The following is a 16,724-nucleotide window of genomic DNA, read 5'->3' as shown; positions in this document are numbered from 1 at the left end:
GTGGGTCAGCCGTAGGTTCGCAGCGCGTGTCGTTCGGGATCCTCCAGATGCGGGATGCCGTTGAACGACGCGAGGTGGAACGCATCGGCATTGAAGAAAAACTGCGAAAGACTGCTGTTGCGGATCTGCAGGTTCAGCGCGATCGCGCTCGACGGCGGGGCGGCCAGCACCTGCTGCACGGTGACCGCGATCGGGCCGCCGGAGCTCACCGCCAGCACGCGCTGGCCGCCGCCGTGGCGGATCGCCGCGCGGGCCTCGGCCACGCGCTGCTGGAAGTGCGCCCAGGTCTCGGGGGCCGAATCGCCGAGCTTGTCTTCCGACCAGAGCTGCAGCACCTGCCGGAGCGCGCGGAAATGCTCTTTCATCGAGCCGGCCGCGAGGCGGGCGATGTCGGGGTAGTCGCGCGCGGCGGCCGCGAACAGGCCGTGGAAGTCGTATTCGTTCAGGCCCGGGTGGCGGTCGACCGGCGCGCCTTCGCGGCCCATCCCGCGCAGGATCGCGTCGACCGTCTGCGCATGGCGGGTCAGCGTGCCGCAGATCACGCGGTCGAATGTGAGCGCTTGCCGCGCGAAGTATTCGCCGAGCCAGACGCCCTGCTGCTCGCCCGCCGAGGACAACCGGTCGTAGTCGTCCGTCCCGAAGGACGCCTGCCCGTGCCGTACCAGAAAAAGTTCAGCCATCGCATGCCCGCCAGATCAGAAGGATTCAGCATAGGGGGCGCCGACGCATTTTTAAACTTTATTTTCTGAATCCGGGGGTATTCATTTCGTGAATTCACCCCGCTGCGGGCCTTGCCACTGTTCGGCGCGCGCCGTCGCGGCACGCGCATTGCTCGCCTCTACACGGCGGAAGAACCGCGATGTCCAATCCGTTCCAGGAGGGGTGCGATGCTCGGTACGATCCTTATCATCATTCTGATTCTCCTACTCATCGGTGCATTTCCTGCATGGCCCCACAGCCGAAGTTGGGGCTATTGGCCCTCGGGCACCGTCGGGCTGGTCGTCGTCATTGTCGTGATACTGGTGCTGATGGGCCAGATCTGACGCAGCAGCGCGCCAGCCGGGCAGGCAGAGGCCCGTTTGAAACAATCGCTGCCGGCCATACCGGGACGTGCGCATACCCGCGCCGGGATGGCCGGCAGTCGATTCACGGGCATGACACGCGAATGCCCCGGACGTCGCCGCCCGGGGGCACGTGCCCGTTACTGCGCGCCTTCCAGACGCAACTGCAACCGGCTTTTCACGGACGTGACACCCGGCACCTGGCGGGCCGCCTCCACCGCGACCTGATCCTGCGACGGGTCCGTGATCTGGCCGGCCAGCGTCACGTCGCCCGTCTTCGCCTTCGCAAACACGGTGACATGCGCGTCGCCGATGCCGGGCGCCTTCGCGATCGCCTGGCGGACCTTCTTCGCGAACGCGCGGTCGGCCGCGCGATCGGCCTTCTTCGCAGACCGTGCCGCCGCCGCGGGTGACGGCGACGCAACGGAGGACGCGGCCGCCGACGTGGCGACCCGTTGCGGGCCGGACACGTCCGCATTGGGTGCGCCCGACTGCGCATGGCCCAGGATCGGCGACAGCGCGACATAACCTGCAATGACGGCAAGATGAATCTTCATCGAAAAATCTCCTCAAGGAACGATGGATAACTGCGGGGGGAAACGGCGGGGGAAAGCGGTCAGGCCGCCGCACCGGACATCGCACGGCTTCGCGCACGGCCGCGCGGCGCGGTGATCGATTCAAGTGTGTGTTCGTCGGCCGCCAGCGCGGGCGACAGCGTCGCGCGCAGGTGGTCGAGAAAGGTGCGGATCTTCGCGTCCACGAAGCGCCGGGACGCGAACATCGCGTAGACATCGAGCATCGTCAGCCGGTAATCGGGCAGCACGCGGACGAGCCGCCCGCTGCGCAGATCGTCGATGACCGAGTAGATCGCGAGCGAGCCGATGCCCAGCCCCGCACGCAGCGCGATCGACAGCGCTTCCGGCGCATTCGCGTGGAACGGCGCGGCGGGCACGGCATGCGTCGCGACGCCGCCGTCGCCGCCGTGCAACTGCCATTCGCCATTCGCGTCGGCTGGCGTATCGAGGCGCAGGCACGTATGACCCGCCAGTTCGGCCGGGTCGCGCGGCGTGCCGTGCCGCGCGAGATAGGCGGGCGACGCGACCAGCACGCTGTAGCTCCGCCCGCACGAGTGCGCGATGTAGCCGGAATCTGGCAGGCTCGACGCGGTGACGACCGACACGTCGTACCCCTCTTCGACGAGATTCGGCAGCCGCTGCGAATACGTCATTTCGACGGACACTTCGGGAAAGATCGCCTGATACGCGACGGCCGACGCGGTCACGTGGCTCTGCCCGAGCCCCGGCATCGTATGCACGCGCAGCCGCCCGTACGGGCGCACCAGTGCATTGCGCGCTTCGGCGTTCGCCTGGTCGACATCGCCGAGGATCGCCAGCAGGCGCTCGAAATAGCGCCGCCCGCTGTCGGTCAGCGCGATCTTGCGGGTCGTCCGGTTCAGCAGCCGGATCTGCGCGTAGTCCTCCAGGCTGGCGACGGCCCGCGACACCTGCGCGGTCGCCATGTCGTCCTGCCTCGCGACGGCGGTGAAGCTGCCGGCCTGCACGACACGCACGAACGTCCGCATGTTTTCAAGCATGTCCATTTCGATTCATCGTCCATCGCGGCCGGCGCGCCATTCGCCACGCGCGCACGACCGGGCCGTCGCGCGCCCGGCCGCGCACCGCGGCCTCGGTTTCGAACCGCGGCCCGCGAAGCGTCGACGTGCCGCTGGGCCATCGATCGCGTCGCACGCCGCCATGTTCAGTGGTACAGATTGTCGCCATTCGCCGCGCAGCCTTCAGCCCCCCGTCCGGGGGCTGAAGCGCGGGCCGATCATGTGGAATGCTTGCCGTCTGCGACGAAAGCCGGCGTGCGCAGCACGATCTTGCCGATGTGGCGGCCGGAATCCATCAGTGCGTGCGCCGCGCTCGCGTCGCGCAGATCGAAGGTCCGGTAGACCTGCGGCTTCACCTTGCCCTGCCGGATCAGCGGCCACACGGCTTCCTCCAGCTCGCGGATGAGCTGCGCCTTTTCCGCGTAGGTACGCGAGCGCAGCGTCGAGCCGATGTGCGTGAGACGCTTGGTGAGCATCGGGAACAGGTCGAGCTCCTTCGCGGGCCCGTTGATCACGCCGATCTGGACGATGCGGCCGTTCATCGCGGCCGCCGCGAAATTGCGCGCGACGTAGTCGCCGGCGATGATGTCGACGATCACGTCGACGCCCTTGCCGTCGGTGAAGCGCTTGACCGCGTCGACGAAATCCTCGTTGCGGTATTCGATCGCGAGATCCGCGCCGAGCCGCAGGCTCGCGTCGCGCTGCGCGTCCGAGCCCACCGTCGTGATGATGGTCGACGCGCCGAACGCCTTCGCCAGCATCGTCGCGGTCGTGCCGATGCCCGACGCGCCGCCGTGAATCAGCACGCTGTCGCCGGCCGCGAACCCGCCGCGCTGGAACAGGTTCAGCCAGACCGTCATGAAGGTTTCGGGCATCGCCGCCGCTTCCGTCATGTCGAGGCCGTCGGGGATCGCGAGCGTATTGCTTTCGTTTGCCACCGCGTATTCCGCGTAGCCGCCGCCCGGAATCAGCGCGCAGACTTCGTCGCCGATCGCGAAGCGCGTGACGTCGCGGCCGACCGCGACGACTTCGCCGGCAACCTCGAGACCGGGAATGTCGGACGCGCCGGGCGGCGGATCGTACAGCCCCTTGCGCTGGAACACGTCGGGGCCGTTCACGCCGGCCGCATGAATGCGGATCAGCACTTCGTCGTGGCCCGGCGACGGCACGGGACGCGTGGTCGGCACGAGCACGTCGGGGCCGCCGGGACGCACGATTTCGATCGCCGTCATGCGGGCGGGCAGGGTTTTCACGTCATCAGTCACGATATGATCCTCAACGTTCGTCGATGCGCGGCCGATTCGCGGGTCATCCTCGAATCGCGGCATCGCAATGGGTGTGAAGACAGTCTAGGGACGGTGCCGCGCGCGGGCACGCAGTGAATTGCCGAACGAGGAATGCAAAAATGCATCAGTCAGCACAATCGATGAACTGGGACGACGCACGCGTGTTCCTCGCGATTCATCGCGAACGCACGTTGCGCCGCGCGGCGCAATCGCTCGGGGTCGACCAGGCGACGGTCGGGCGCCGGCTCGCGCAGCTCGAGCACATGCTCGGCGCCACGCTGTTCCTGCGCTCGTCGAAGGGCTACCTGACCACGCCGGTCGGCGAACTGGCGCTGCGCGCCGCCGAGGCGATGGAGCAGCATGCGCACGAACTCGTCCGCGTGACGCAGGGCGTCGACCGGCGGCTCGCCGGCGAGGTCAAGATCACGACGACCGATGCGCTCGCGCTCGAATTCGTCATGCCGTCGATCGCGCGGCTGCACGCGAAGCACCCCGACGTATGCGTGTCGCTGAACACGTCGACTCAAATCCTGAACCTGGCAAAACGGGAGGCCGACATCGCGGTGCGCACCGTGCGGCCCGACAACCCCGATCTCGTCGCGCGCCGCCTCGCCTGCTGGGACATGGGCCTGTTCGCTTCGCACGACTATCTGCAACGGCATGGCGAACCCGTGCGCGGCAGTGCGTTCGCGGGGCACGATCTGGTCGTCTACCAGCCGTACGTCGACGCGAGCCGCAAGCCGGCGATCGCCGGCGAACCGATCGACGCAGGCCGCATCGTCGGGCGGATGAATTCGAGCCTGATGATGCGCGCCGCGCTGCGCTCGGGCCTCGGCATCGGCGAAGTGCCGGTGCACATGGGCGAACGCGACGGCCTCGCCCGCGTCTGGCCCGCGCGGACGCGGGAAGCGCCGTACGAGGTCTGGCTCGTCACGCATCGCGACCTGCGCCACACCGCGCGCATCCGCGCGACGATCGACGAGATCGTGTCCGCGTTCGACGCGCATCGCTGAGCCCGTCGCGCCGGAGCAACGCCGCGCGCCGCGCGCAACCGCCTACTCGTCGCCGACGCGCGTGCGGGACGACACATCGAGCGCCAGCCCGCTTCGAACGGCCTGGATGCGCGACGTGACGTTGAGCTTCTCGAAGATGTTCTTCAGGTGCCACTTGATCGTCTCCGGCGCAACGCGCAGCGCGCGGGCGATCTCCTTGTTCGACAGGCCGCGCGCGACGTAATCGAGGATCTCGACCTCGCGCGCGCTCAGGTTGCCGGCCGTGCCGGGCCGCGCGGCCGGCGCGGCATTCGACGCACGGTCCGCCTCGAACGCTCGGGCGAGTTCACGCAGATACCACGTGCCGACCGCCGGAAACCGGTCGGCCCGCTTCAGCACGCGCGCCGTCAGGCGTTCGGCCACGGCGCCTTCATCGACGAACGTGCGCACGAGCCCGTTGCCTTGCCCGTATCCGAGCGCAGGGGCGAGCACGGCCAGTGCGTCGTCTTCCTGCCCGGCCTGTTCGAGCGCGACCGCACGCAGCACGGCGGCCTGCGCGGCGAACCAGTCGAAGCCGCGCGCGGCCAGCACGTCGTGCACCGACGCCATGACCTGGGCGGCTTCTTCCGCGCGGGCATCGGCCAGCAGCAGCCGCGCCCGCGTGCACTGCGCCATCTGCCACGTCTCGACGTAGCTCGACGCGGCTTCCGGCGCGGCAGCCGGCACCAGCGCCGCCAGCGCCCGCCCGACACGATGGGCCTGGGTCAGCTTCCCCGCGCTCACGTGCAGCCGAACGCCGGTCGCCATGCAGGCGACGCGCAACCGCAGCCATTGCCGGCTGCAGGCGATGTGGTCGACCTCGTCGAGGATCTCGTGCGCACGGGCCTCGTTGCCCGACCGGAACTGCAGCACCGCGGCCGTCTGCATGAACCGCAGCAGCGGCCCGAGCGAGCACGCCTGCATCGCGATGTCGAACCGGTCGCGCTGCGCTTCGCGCACCTTCGGCCAGTCGTTCCATTCGTAGTAGATCGCGGACAGGTAGCCGGCGGACAGCGCGGTTGCCGCCGACAGCCGCCCCGCCGAACGTTCCGCGCCGCGCAGCGCGGTCTCGAACGTCTTCGACGCATCGTGCAGGCGGCCCGCGACGAATTCGGCGAGGCCGGACATGTTCTGCCGGTAGACATGCGCGAACAGCGGCTCCTGGCCCGACGCCGCGCGTTCCGCGCGCGCGCGCAGGTCGAGCACGTCGTCGAGGCGGCCCGCGTAGCCGAGCCCGAAGATCAGCGTCGTCTGCCCGATCTGCTCGACCCACGAGCCGGCCGGCGGGCCGGCCGCCAGCACGCGCTCGCCGAGCGCGAGCGACTCGACGCTCCGGTCCGACAGCCCCGCGATGAGCGAGCGGACGCCGAGCAGTTCGGTCGCGGTGACCGCATCCGTGCCGAGCCGCCGTGCGTCGATATCGGCTTCGATCGCCTCCAGCGCGCGGCGTGCGTCGACCATCTGCATCGACAACGCCAGCGCCCACACGTGGGCGATCCGCAGGCGCAGGCGGCCCGCCAGCGCCTGCTCCGGCAGGCGGGACACCCAGTCGAGCACGGTGCGGACGTCGCTCGCGGCGATCAGCTTCATCGCACACGCCTCGACCCAGCCGGCGGCCGCGTCGAAATCGCCGGCGGCGAGCGCATGCCTGACCGCATCCGGCCATTGCCGCTCGGCCGCGTACCACGCGCTCGCGCGGCGATGCAGCGCGGCGACCTCGTCCGGCCGGCGCAACGCCAGCTCCTCGCGCAGGTATTGCAGGAACAGCGCGTGATAGCGGTAGCTCCGGCGGCCGCCGTCGACCGACCGGATGAACAGGTTGTGCGTGCTCAGCCACTCCAGGCACGCGACGGCATCGTCGCGGCCCGTCAGCGCATCGCACAGCGCGGGCGTCATGCGGTCCAGCACGGCCGTGCAGAGCAGGAAGTGACGGATCGCATCCGGCACCTGCGTCATCACGTTCTCGTTCAGGTACGCGGCAATGCCGGCGCGCGCATGGCTGACCTGCTCGGCGACGCGCGCCGCATCGGTGTCGTCGCGCAACGCGAGCGCCGCGAGCTGCAGGCCCGACACCCAGCCTTCGGTGGCCGCGCGCAGCCGCCCGACGTTTTCCGCATTGAGCGGCTTGCCGGCGACGCGCTCGAAGAACGCGCGCGTCTCCGCTTCGTCGAAGCGCAGATCCTCTTCGTCGACCCGGACGAGCTCGTCGCGCGATTCGAAATAGCTGAGCGGCAACGCGGGCGCCGAGCGGCACGACAGCACCACGTGCAGGTTCGACGGCGCATAACGCAGCAGCTCGAACATCGCGTCGTGGATGACGGGCGACGCGAGGCGGTCGTAGTCGTCGAGCATCAGGACCAGCTCGATGCCCGCGCCCTCCAGCTCGTTGAGCAGTTCGTCGAACACGATCTTCAGCGGAATCAGCGCGCGGTCGCGCAGCAGCCGCTGCGCGCGGCCGCCGACACCGCCCGTCGCGTCGACGATCGCCGCCACCACGTACGACGAGAAGATCGACGCGTTGTCGTCGTCCTGGTCGAGGCTCACCCAGGCGACCTTCACGTTCGTCGCGACGAGTGCATGGCGCCACTCCGCCAGCACGGTCGTCTTGCCGTACCCGGCCGGCGCGCACACGAGCGTCAGCCGCCGATCGAGGCCGCGCGCGAGCAGGCCGAACCGCGCGATGCGCGACACGATTCCACGAGCCGATGCCGGTGCGAGCTTGGTGCGCACCAGCACTTCGATCCCGTCGGCGTCCGCAGGCCCTGCTGCTTGTCTGCTGTCGCTGGACGTCATGCTGTTCCTGTTCTCCTTGCGCTGCGCGCGTGCATCCGCCTGGAAGGCCGGACCGCCGTGCGGCCCGGTGCGCGGCGCGGCGCCGCCCCGCGCCGGAACAGCATAGCGACACGGCGACGGCCGTCAAAAGTAGGTGATATCCGTACCGCGGCGCGCGCCGGTCGAACGGAAGGAACCGCATTGTTCTCGATCGGGCGGGTGCTGTTCAGCCCCCCATTCGGGGGGCTACCGCGCCGGGAAAGTCACTCCATCCTGACCGGAAGGTGTCCTGCACAGCCGGCTCGCGCCGCGCATCGGGACCGTTGCCCAGCCTTTCCCCAGGAGTCCGCATGAACCGTCGCGATGTCGTCGCCGCCTTTTTCGACCGGTATCGCCAGCATGACATCGAAGGCATGCTCGCGCTCTGTTCCCCCGCTGCCGTACTCGACTACGTGCCGGCCGGCGCGGCTGCGCCGGTGGCCACGCACGGCAGGATGACCTGGGGCGCGCTGCTCGACGCGTTCCCGAACCTGTCGAACCGGATCGACGCCATTCATGCGGATGATGCCGGCCGCCACGCCACCGCCGAGGTCACGATCCGCGGCACGCAGGCGCGGGACTTCCTCGGTATCCGGAATCGCGGCCGGTCGTTCACGCTGCGGCACGCGTTCGTGTTCGAGTTCGATGCCGACGGCCTCATCACGCGGCTGGCCGCCTACTGGGACAACGTCCGGCTCTTCGAGGATCTCGGCAAGACGACGCTCGGATGAGCCGGCGCGGCCGGCAGGCCGGCGCTTAGCCGGCCGCGCCGTCACGCGGGCTGGTAGCGCTCCCGCAGCGCCCGCTTGTTGATCTTCCCGACGCTCGTCTTCTCGATCGCGTCGACGATCAGCAGCCGCTCCGGCACCGCGTACCGCGAAATCAGCCCGCGATCGGCGACCTGCTTCACGTGCGCCTGCAACTCGGCCGGACTGACGCGCCCCACCTGGTCGTCGGCCAGCACGACGAGCGCGAGCGGCCGCTCGCCCCAGCGCGCGTCCTTCACGCCGATGACGGCCGATTCGCGCACGGCGGGATGGCGCGACAGGATGTCCTCCAGTTCCAGCGACGACACCCATTCCCCGCCCGTCTTGATCACGTCCTTGATCCGGTCGGTGATCTGCAGCTGCCCCTCCGGATCGATCGCGCCGATGTCGTTCGTATGGAGATAGCCGCCGGCCCACAGCGACGCCGACGCCGGCGCGTCGCCGAGATAGCCGGCCGTCGCCCACGGCATGCGCACGACGACTTCGCCGGCCGCACGGCCGTCATGCGGCACGTCGCGAAACTGCGCATCGACGATGCGCAAATCGACGAGCGGCAGCGGCAGCCCCGCCTTGGTCCGGCGGGTGAGCGTATCGTCGGCCGTACCGTCGGCCCCGGGCGGCGCATCGACCTGGGCGATCGTCATCAGCGGGCAGGTTTCCGACATCCCGTAACCGGTGTACACGTCGATGCCGCGTGCGAGCGCCGCCCGCGCGAGCCCTTCCGGCAACGGCGAGCCGCCGACGACCACCTTCCACGACGAGAGATCGACCGATACCGATGCGGGGCAGTCGAGGATCATGCCGAGCAGCGTCGGCACGCAGTGCGAGAACGTCACCGACTCGCGCGCGATCAGCGCCAGCAGGCCGTCGGGCGCGTAGCGCCCCGGATAGACCTGCTTGAGCCCGAGCGTGGTCGCGATGTAGGGCAACCCCCACGCGTGCACGTGGAACATCGGCGTGATCGGCATGTAGACATCGTCGCGATGCAGGCGCCCGTGCTCGCGTGCGCTCGACAGCGCGGCCATCCCCGCCAGCGTGTGCAGCACGAGCTGGCGGTGGCTGAACGCGACGCCTTTCGGCAGCCCGGTCGTGCCGGTCGTATAGAACGTCGTCGCGCGGGTGTTCTCGTCGAAATCGCCGAACATGAAATCGGGCGAGCTAGCCGCGACCAGCCGTTCGTATTCGTCGGCGAAACCGTCGGGCAGCCCGGTCTCGGCGCCGTCCGCGATCAGCACGAAGCGCTCCGCCGCCACGAGCCGGTCGCGGATGCCGTCCAGCAGCGGCAGGAAATCGCGATGCACCAGCACGACACGCGCGCCGCAATGGTTCAGCGTATACAGCAGCTGGTCGGGCGACAGCCTGACGTTCGCGGTCATCAGCACCGCGCCCATCATCGGGATCGCGTAATAACACTCCAGGTAGCGGTGGCTGTCCCAGTCCATCACGGCGACGGTATCGCCTGCGCCGACGCCGAGCGACGTCAGCCCGCTCGCGAGTTGCCCGATGCGATGCCGGAACGTCCAGTAGTCGTGCCGGACCAGGTCGCCGTACACGATCTCCTGCTCGGGCCGCGTCGCGAGCGGCGTATGAAGCAGCTGCTTGATCAGCAGCGGATACGCATGCGCGGACGAGGCCGGCGCATCGTGCAAATGCGGCTGTGACGGATTCATGAAGGGCTCCATAAGCGACCGGTCAGGCACGATGCCGGCCGGGCAAAGCTGCGCGCTCGCGGGCGGCACGGCCTGTGCATCCGCCGGGGCCGGTCTTCGCGAGTGGGGCCACGATACCCGACGCGCCGGCTTGGGCGCCCCCCCCCCTGTCAGGGGGAGTCGGCGGTGGCGCGCCGATCCGGCGGACATCCGCCCGTCACGTGCCGGGCGTATCCACGACGAGGTGCGCACGGTGCGCGGTGCGGTGTCACGACCCACCTGATCGGGGGGGCGTGACGCGCCGGGTGGCGAGGTACGATTCATGACGGCGCGCAACCCGTTGTGCGGGACGCGCATCCCCTCGCCCCGGGCATGAACGGAGGCCCACGCCGCCGATTCGCAACCGTGCATGTGCAATGCACGCGTTGTGTGCCGTTTTGCATGCCGAATCCTCAATCCATCCCCCGAGAAAGGAGCAGCCATGACTTCCGAACAGCCGCAGATGGACAGAACGCCCACGCCCGATCCGGCCGAAAACAACGCGTACTTTCCGTCCCCGTATTCGCTGTCGCAGTACACGTCGTCGAAGACCGACTTCACCGGCGCGGATTACCCGAATCCGTACACGGGGGGCAAGTGGAAGGTGCTGATGATCGCGACCGACGAGCGCTACATCCTGATGACGAACGGCAAGATGTTCTCGACCGGCAATCATCCGGTCGAAATGCTGCTGCCGATGCATCACATGGACCAGGCCGGCTTCGAGATCGACATCGCGACGCTGTCGGGGAACCCCGCGAAACTCGAACTCTGGGCCATGCCGGGCGACGACGAGGCGGTGCAGGGCACGTACCGGAAGTACCTGCCGAAGCTCAAGGCACCGCTGAAGCTGTCCGATGTGCTCGACGCCAACCTCGGGCCCGAATCGCCGTACATCGCCGTGTTCATCCCGGGTGGCCATGGCGTGCTCGCCGCCATTCCGTACAGCAAGGAGGTGAAGCGCGCGCTGCACTGGGCGCTCGACAACGACCGCCACATCATCACGCAGTGCCACGGACCCGCGAGCCTGTTGTCCGCGGCCGTGGACGAAGATCCGCAGGACTACCCGTTCAAGGGCTACGAGATGTGCGTGTTCCCGGATGCGCTCGACACCGGCCCGAATCTCGAGATCGGCTACATGCCGGGCCCGCTGCCGTGGCTCGTCGCGCAAAGCCTCGAAAAGCTCGGCGCGAAAGTGCTCAACAAGGACATGACCGGCCGCTGCCATCAGGACCGCAAGCTGATCACCGGCGACAGCCCGCTCGCGTCGAACGGGATCGGCAAGCTCGCGGCCGCCGCGCTGCTGAAGGAAGTCGGCCGCTGACACGGCCCGCGCCGCGTTTCGCGCCCCTTCACGTTGCAGACGGGCGTCCCGCCCGCGGCGCCGGCCGACCGCGGGCGCGGCGCCCCCGTCGAACCGGGCCATCGTCTTCACATCGTTCGCCAAGACGCCGCCGCCCACCGCCGCCCACCCTCTGCTCGACGGCGTTTCCCATGCGGTAGTATGGCGACTCGATGGAACCCCCGATGGACTCACACGAATGGCCCTGCCTGATCTCCCGCCCCCTTCCAGCGCCGGCCAGGACGCCCAGGCGCTCGTCCTCATCGCCGAAGACGAACCCGAGATCGCCGAGATCCTGACCGCCTATCTCGCGCGCGGCGGCCTGCGCACCGTGCACGCGGCCGACGGCCGCCGCGCACTGGAACTGCACCTGCAGCTCAAGCCCGACCTCGTGCTGCTCGACGTGCAGATGCCGCACGTCGACGGCTGGAAGGTGCTCGCCGAAATCCGTCATCGCGGCGACACGCCCGTGATCATGCTGACCGCGCTCGACCAGGACATCGACAAGCTCACCGGCCTGCGCATCGGCGCCGACGACTACGTGGTGAAGCCGTTCAATCCCGCCGAAGTCGTCGCGCGTGCGCAGGCGGTGCTGCGCCGTTCGATGGCCGGCTCCCGCCATGAAGAGCAGCGCGTGCTGCGGGTCGCACCGTTCGAGATCGATCTCGAACGCCACGAAGCCACGCTCGAAGTGGGCAGCGAACGGCACACGCTCGTGCTGACGCTCACCGAGTTCAAGCTGCTCGCGCAGCTCGCGCGCGCGCCGCGGCGTGTGTTCAGCCGCGCCGAGCTGATGGCCACCTGCCTGCCGGAAGGCGACGCGCTGGAACGCACGGTGGACAGCCACGTCAGCAAGCTGCGCAAGAAGCTGGACGACCTCGGCGTGCAGGGCGTGCCGGTCAGCGTGCGCGGCGTCGGCTACAAGCTCTGGAGTTGACGTGAAGCTCGATGGCCTGAGCCGGCAGATCGCGCTGACGATGGCCGGGATGGTGTTCGGCGTGACGCTGCTGATGGTGCTCACCGCCACCCTCTTCTACTACGTCGCGTTCAACTACTGGCCCGCGCATTTCAACACGAAGAACCTGATGCCGACCGCACCGGAATGGCTGTGGCTGATCGCGACCACGTCGGTCGGCCTCGCGCTGTCGGTCGCGGTCGCCGTCAATCTCGCGCGCCGCATCCTCGTGCCGCTCAATTCGGTCACGGACAGCATTCGCCGCGTCGCGCGCGGCGATCTCGACGCACGTGCCGTCGCAGGCGACCGCTCGCTGCATGAAGCCGCGCTGCTCGCCGACCACTTCAACGCGCTCGCCGACGAGCTGCAGCGCGTGACCAATGAACAGACGATCTGGAATGCCGCGATCGCGCACGAGCTGCGCACGCCCGTCACGGTGCTGCGCGGGCGCCTGCAGGGGCTCGCCGAAGGCGTGTTCAAGCCCGACGAAGCGCAGTTCCGCAGCCTGCTCACGCAGGTCGAAGGGCTGACGCGGCTGATCGAGGATCTGCGCGTGGTCAGCCTCGCGGATGGCGGCCATTTGAGCATCGAGATCCGCGACGCCGACCTTGCCGCCGACGTGCGCGCGGTGGTCGACGTGTTCGCCCATGCATTGCAGGCCGCCGGCCAGCAGCCGGTGCTCGATCTCGACCCGCGACGCATGCGCTGCGACCCGGTGCGGATTCGTCAGGCGCTGCTCGCGCTGCTGGAAAACGCACGCCGCCACGCGGTGCCCGGCACGATCCGGATCCAGACGCGCATCGAGGCAGGGATGTGCCGGCTGCGCGTCGAGGACGACGGCCCCGGCATCCCGGCCGATTTCGCGCCGCACGTGTTCAAGGCCTTCCGGCGCGTCGACGAGTCGCAGCCCGGCGGCAGCGGCCTCGGGCTCGCCGTCGTCGCGGCGATCGCGCATGCGCATCACGGCGAAGCCGTCTGCGTGCCGACCGGCGCGGGCGGCACGCGGTTCGAAGTGCAGTGGCCCGACAACCTCGTGCCGGCGCCGGACCACGCGCGCTTTCCGGCCTAGCAAATGACCTGACATCCACCGGGGTCCATCAAGGACCACAAAAACCCTTGAAACCCGCATGGATACAGGTCTTTTCCTATCGAGCCCTACCGAAGCACACCGAAAGCCGTCTGGTTTTATGTCCAAGTAACGATTTTGGCCTGAGCCACCCTCTACTTGGACATACGAAGGAAGAAGATGGCACTGGCCGATACCGCCCTGAAGGCACTCGCCCAGGGACAAGACCCATACCGTCAGCGATGATCTCGGCCTGTATCTGGAGGTATTTCCAATAAGCGGCATGGTCTAGCGCTACCGCTACAGACTGACCGGCAAATACGAACAGCTCACGCGGGGCAAGTACCCAGCGCTTACCCTCAAGAACACAGGGCTCATGCGCGATGGCACATCGCAAATGGCAACAGTTGGCGAGTCGCCCGCCCAGAAGCAACAGCGCGCCAAGGTGCGTGGTCTGCTCAAACGCATGCTCGACTATGCAGTGACATGCAGGCTGATCTCGGCCACCCCGGTAATGGCGTTACCGATGCGACACGTCTACAAGGCCGTCGCGCGTGAACGTGCATTGCCGGCCGAGGACATCAAGCAGTGCCTCCAAGTCGTTCACCTGTCCAACGTGCGCCGTCAGTTCAAGATCCGTTTGCCGCGCCGCATCAGCGGCCGCGCTGAAGGTCCGCCTACGGCCGGCGCCGTCCAACCCATCAGCGCCTCATGGCGATCCCGCGCGTAACGCTGCCGTGTTCATGCATCTTGCTCAAGCCGGCTAGCTGGAACGCCAGGTCGAGGACTCGCGGCTGCGCGGTCGTGGAGATCGACTCGGAGCGCTCACACCCGCCCTTGGTTCGACTCAACGTGGGCCAATGAGGAAAACTGACGTTCGGATGCAATCGAACGTCAGCGTACTCATGTCGAAAGCAATATCCATAAAATAACGAACAAAAAACAAAAATCAATCTTCGTACTAAAAGCAGACGTATTCGATATTTTTTCAGACGCATCCCATATTCAAGCGCCCATCAAATGTGAAAACTTATATCCGCAATACCCGCCAAAACGACTTGCGCTCAGAAATCCAGTTGACGGCGGCTGCGGAGATTTTTATAAAGAATTGGAGTTTTCTCGATGAGCATGCGCACAAACATAAACGGAAAATCTCAGATCGTAGTTGGAGATCTTACGACCCATGGAGGAGTCGTCATCTCCGGAAGCCCTTTCCATACTTGGAATGACGTCCCCATAGTGCGGGTTGGTGACATTGTTACATGCCCAAAATGTTCACCTCATATCTTCAAGGTCGCCCAAGGGGTAGCAAGCTTCACCGACAATGAGCTACCGGTGGCTACAGAAGACCACTTAACAACCTGCGGTGCAAAGCTCATCGCACGCGCCGCTCCTGCAAGCCTCGTAATTGCCCATACTGCCTTTGCAAGCGGTTCGGGCTACGACGAACAATTCATCTTGCACGATCTGGACGGCAATGCAATTCCGGATATGCCATATAAAATTACTACAGCAGACGGCGCAGTTATTCGCGGGATCACTGATATAAACGGACGCACCGACCGCGTGATTTCTGCTGATACATTAGGAATTTCTATCGAACCCGATATGGATCATATACTCATCAACCATAACGAGGACTAACGATGGCAAATCCAGCCTGGCGAGGCGACGCCTCCACAAATACCGCTCCGCTAAGTGCCAGCAGAATCAGTGCCGACGTAATTCGATATATCAACAAAGTTGATTCCGACAGCGGCTGGTTACTTGTCGGGAGTGGTGATCTTCCACGTCTTCAGTGGAAATCACTTTTCAAATATTGCAAAGTTATGCTCATCGGAAGCAAGAACGGCCGAACTTACTTCAAAGTGCTTGAGGGAGAATCGAAAGGACAAGTATCATTCTTGTCTGATGATAACGCGAATGAATATCTGGGAAAAACAGCTCCCAAGCAGCAGCCTGTCGAGTTGGTTGTGACCTATGGACACTTTGACCCAGGATGGTTCTCAAAGTCTCGAAATCAGCAGCTGCAACAGCAATTAGCACGCGGAGTTCTCGGTAGCATTCATTTTGAGGTCGCAATGAACACCAGTTGGAACGGCGACTTCTATCCTATTCCGCCAGGGACATACTCGATTTTGTTGCCTGACTTTCCTCACAAGAAAGACTACACCAATCAGTACAAGACTGAATACTCAAGACTGTCCCACCACCAAGTGTGGTTTCCAATTTCGTATGGCAACAATAGTCGATACGTTCACGTGGGCAATGTGTCTGAAGGTTGCGCGACTGTCTTGAGCTTAAGCAGCTGGTCTTCAATTCACGAAATGCTCGTTAGCCACCGTAGCGCGGACGGCAACGGCGTGGGTACACTGATTGTCAAAGGCAAACCCGAAAGGAATCGGTAATGATCAAAAGGTCAGTGCGCTTTGCTTGCTCACTTTTGCTTTCCTCTGTGCCCTTCCACGCCCATGCTTTCGAGGCAGATTTAAATGGGGACGTGGTTATTGATTGGCGGGATTTTCGAAATACAGCAAAAAACTACAAGAGGAAAATCAATTTGACGGCCAATATTGAACAGGCAACCAAGGCAGAGGAGAGGGGAAGGAAATACTTCCTCGAAGGTCGTTACGAACACGCCTACTTTCTTGGCTATCAGGATGCTATCGGCTACATTCCGAGGCCGGAGTATTTTTTTATAGTCGGCGACATAAGACTAAGAACTACGCTGTCACTCCATAGCGACTCTCCGCATGCGCCGCCTGGGTATAAGGCGTGCTGGGACAAATATCAGCTTGCGACGGATGTAAGTAGAGATTTGGAACCTTCATTTCAAATGGGATTTGGCTTGGCGGATGAGCTGAATCTATCGAAGACCAAGGATTCAAAAATATACAAACAAGCCATGACCAATGCATCTTGCCTTGCTCGATTGACGAATAAATATTTAGAGCAGATGGGGCCCCAGTGCGTACCTATTGAGGAAGTAAAAGCATGCCTTGGAAGTCCGCTCCTGCTTCTTTATCACTAAGGGCTGGCAGGTTCACTCGTATCGTTTTTCACGGCCCGTCACCATCCCACATACACCGCCGTAATCTGCGTCCT

16 protein-coding genes are annotated in these 16,724 nt (G+C 65.7%); 10 read left to right on the top strand and 6 right to left on the bottom strand.

Features of this window, described 5'->3' with window-relative positions; all coding sequences use genetic code 11:
* Nucleotides 1-5 precede the first annotated feature (5 nt).
* Nucleotides 6-680 carry a histidine phosphatase family protein gene (locus tag G3N96_RS16190; protein ID WP_206137805.1) on the bottom strand — a complete coding sequence of 225 codons (675 nt, stop codon included), beginning with the start codon at nucleotides 678-680 and terminating at the stop codon, nucleotides 6-8.
* A 207-nt stretch (nucleotides 681-887) separates the two neighbouring features.
* Here G3N96_RS16190 and G3N96_RS16185 point away from each other — a divergent pair, with 207 nt between their 5' ends.
* Nucleotides 888-1,043 carry a DUF3309 family protein gene (locus tag G3N96_RS16185; RefSeq protein ID WP_089473878.1) on the top strand — a complete coding sequence of 52 codons (156 nt, stop codon included), beginning with the start codon at nucleotides 888-890 and terminating at the stop codon, nucleotides 1,041-1,043.
* A gap of 158 nt (nucleotides 1,044-1,201) precedes the next feature.
* Here the strand turns inward: G3N96_RS16185 and G3N96_RS16180 are convergent, their stop codons facing one another.
* The 3 genes from G3N96_RS16180 to G3N96_RS16170 all read right to left on the bottom strand — a co-directional run bounded on the left by G3N96_RS16180 (nucleotide 1,202) and on the right by G3N96_RS16170 (nucleotide 3,905).
* Nucleotides 1,202-1,618 carry a BON domain-containing protein gene (locus G3N96_RS16180; RefSeq protein ID WP_206137804.1) on the bottom strand — a complete coding sequence of 139 codons (417 nt, stop codon included), beginning with the start codon at nucleotides 1,616-1,618 and terminating at the stop codon, nucleotides 1,202-1,204.
* A gap of 59 nt (nucleotides 1,619-1,677) precedes the next feature.
* The gene (locus tag G3N96_RS16175) at nucleotides 1,678-2,661 is read right to left on the bottom strand and encodes a LysR family transcriptional regulator (protein WP_206137803.1); all 984 of its coding nucleotides are present in this window, start codon (nucleotides 2,659-2,661) and stop codon (nucleotides 1,678-1,680) included.
* Between the two features lie 230 nt (nucleotides 2,662-2,891).
* Nucleotides 2,892-3,905: an NAD(P)H-quinone oxidoreductase gene (locus G3N96_RS16170; RefSeq protein WP_206137816.1), complete on the bottom strand. Its 1,014-nt coding sequence runs from the start codon at nucleotides 3,903-3,905 to the stop codon at nucleotides 2,892-2,894.
* Between the two features lie 173 nt (nucleotides 3,906-4,078).
* On the opposite strand from G3N96_RS16170, the gene G3N96_RS16165 reads away from it, so the two are divergent.
* A complete protein-coding gene (locus G3N96_RS16165) occupies nucleotides 4,079-4,972 on the top strand; it encodes a LysR family transcriptional regulator (RefSeq protein ID WP_241022666.1) in 894 nt (297 codons plus the stop codon).
* 42 nt (nucleotides 4,973-5,014) lie between these two features.
* Here the strand turns inward: G3N96_RS16165 and G3N96_RS16160 are convergent, their stop codons facing one another.
* The gene (locus G3N96_RS16160; RefSeq protein ID WP_206137802.1) at nucleotides 5,015-7,783 is read right to left on the bottom strand and encodes a LuxR C-terminal-related transcriptional regulator; all 2,769 of its coding nucleotides are present in this window, start codon (nucleotides 7,781-7,783) and stop codon (nucleotides 5,015-5,017) included.
* A 329-nt stretch (nucleotides 7,784-8,112) separates the two neighbouring features.
* On the opposite strand from G3N96_RS16160, the gene G3N96_RS16155 reads away from it, so the two are divergent.
* A complete protein-coding gene (locus G3N96_RS16155; protein ID WP_206137801.1) occupies nucleotides 8,113-8,532 on the top strand; it encodes a nuclear transport factor 2 family protein in 420 nt (139 codons plus the stop codon).
* Between the two features lie 41 nt (nucleotides 8,533-8,573).
* Here G3N96_RS16155 and G3N96_RS16150 read toward each other — a convergent pair whose 3' ends face one another.
* Nucleotides 8,574-10,238, bottom strand: coding sequence for a fatty acid--CoA ligase (locus G3N96_RS16150; RefSeq protein WP_206137800.1), 1,665 nt, complete (start codon nucleotides 10,236-10,238; stop codon nucleotides 8,574-8,576).
* Nucleotides 10,239-10,698: 460 nt separating this feature from the next.
* On the opposite strand from G3N96_RS16150, the gene hchA reads away from it, so the two are divergent.
* The 7 genes from hchA to G3N96_RS16115 all read left to right on the top strand — a co-directional run bounded on the left by hchA (nucleotide 10,699) and on the right by G3N96_RS16115 (nucleotide 16,650).
* On the top strand, nucleotides 10,699-11,580 hold the full coding sequence (gene hchA, locus G3N96_RS16145) for a glyoxalase III HchA (RefSeq protein ID WP_206137799.1): 882 nt from the start codon (nucleotides 10,699-10,701) through the stop codon (nucleotides 11,578-11,580).
* Between the two features lie 217 nt (nucleotides 11,581-11,797).
* Nucleotides 11,798-12,535, top strand: a complete 738-nt coding sequence (locus tag G3N96_RS16140) for a response regulator (RefSeq protein WP_206137798.1) — start codon at nucleotides 11,798-11,800, stop codon at nucleotides 12,533-12,535.
* A gap of 1 nt (nucleotide 12,536) precedes the next feature.
* Entirely contained in the window at nucleotides 12,537-13,622 is a 1,086-nt protein-coding gene (locus tag G3N96_RS16135) for an ATP-binding protein (RefSeq protein WP_206137797.1), read from the top strand.
* Between the two features lie 394 nt (nucleotides 13,623-14,016).
* A complete protein-coding gene (locus tag G3N96_RS16130) occupies nucleotides 14,017-14,349 on the top strand; it encodes a hypothetical protein (protein WP_206137796.1) in 333 nt (110 codons plus the stop codon).
* Nucleotides 14,350-14,741: 392 nt separating this feature from the next.
* Nucleotides 14,742-15,263: a PAAR domain-containing protein gene (locus G3N96_RS16125; RefSeq protein WP_206137795.1), complete on the top strand. Its 522-nt coding sequence runs from the start codon at nucleotides 14,742-14,744 to the stop codon at nucleotides 15,261-15,263.
* Between the two features lie 2 nt (nucleotides 15,264-15,265).
* Entirely contained in the window at nucleotides 15,266-16,027 is a 762-nt protein-coding gene (locus G3N96_RS16120) for a hypothetical protein (RefSeq protein WP_206137794.1), read from the top strand.
* Nucleotides 16,027-16,650 carry a hypothetical protein gene (locus G3N96_RS16115; RefSeq protein ID WP_206137792.1) on the top strand — a complete coding sequence of 208 codons (624 nt, stop codon included), beginning with the start codon at nucleotides 16,027-16,029 and terminating at the stop codon, nucleotides 16,648-16,650. Before G3N96_RS16120 ends, G3N96_RS16115 begins: the two co-directional genes overlap by 1 nt.
* Nucleotides 16,651-16,724 lie beyond the last annotated feature (74 nt).

Source organism: Burkholderia sp. Se-20373, from assembly GCF_017104705.1.
Classification (GTDB): domain Bacteria; phylum Pseudomonadota; class Gammaproteobacteria; order Burkholderiales; family Burkholderiaceae; genus Burkholderia.
This window is presented reverse-complemented; position numbering and strand designations above follow the sequence as displayed.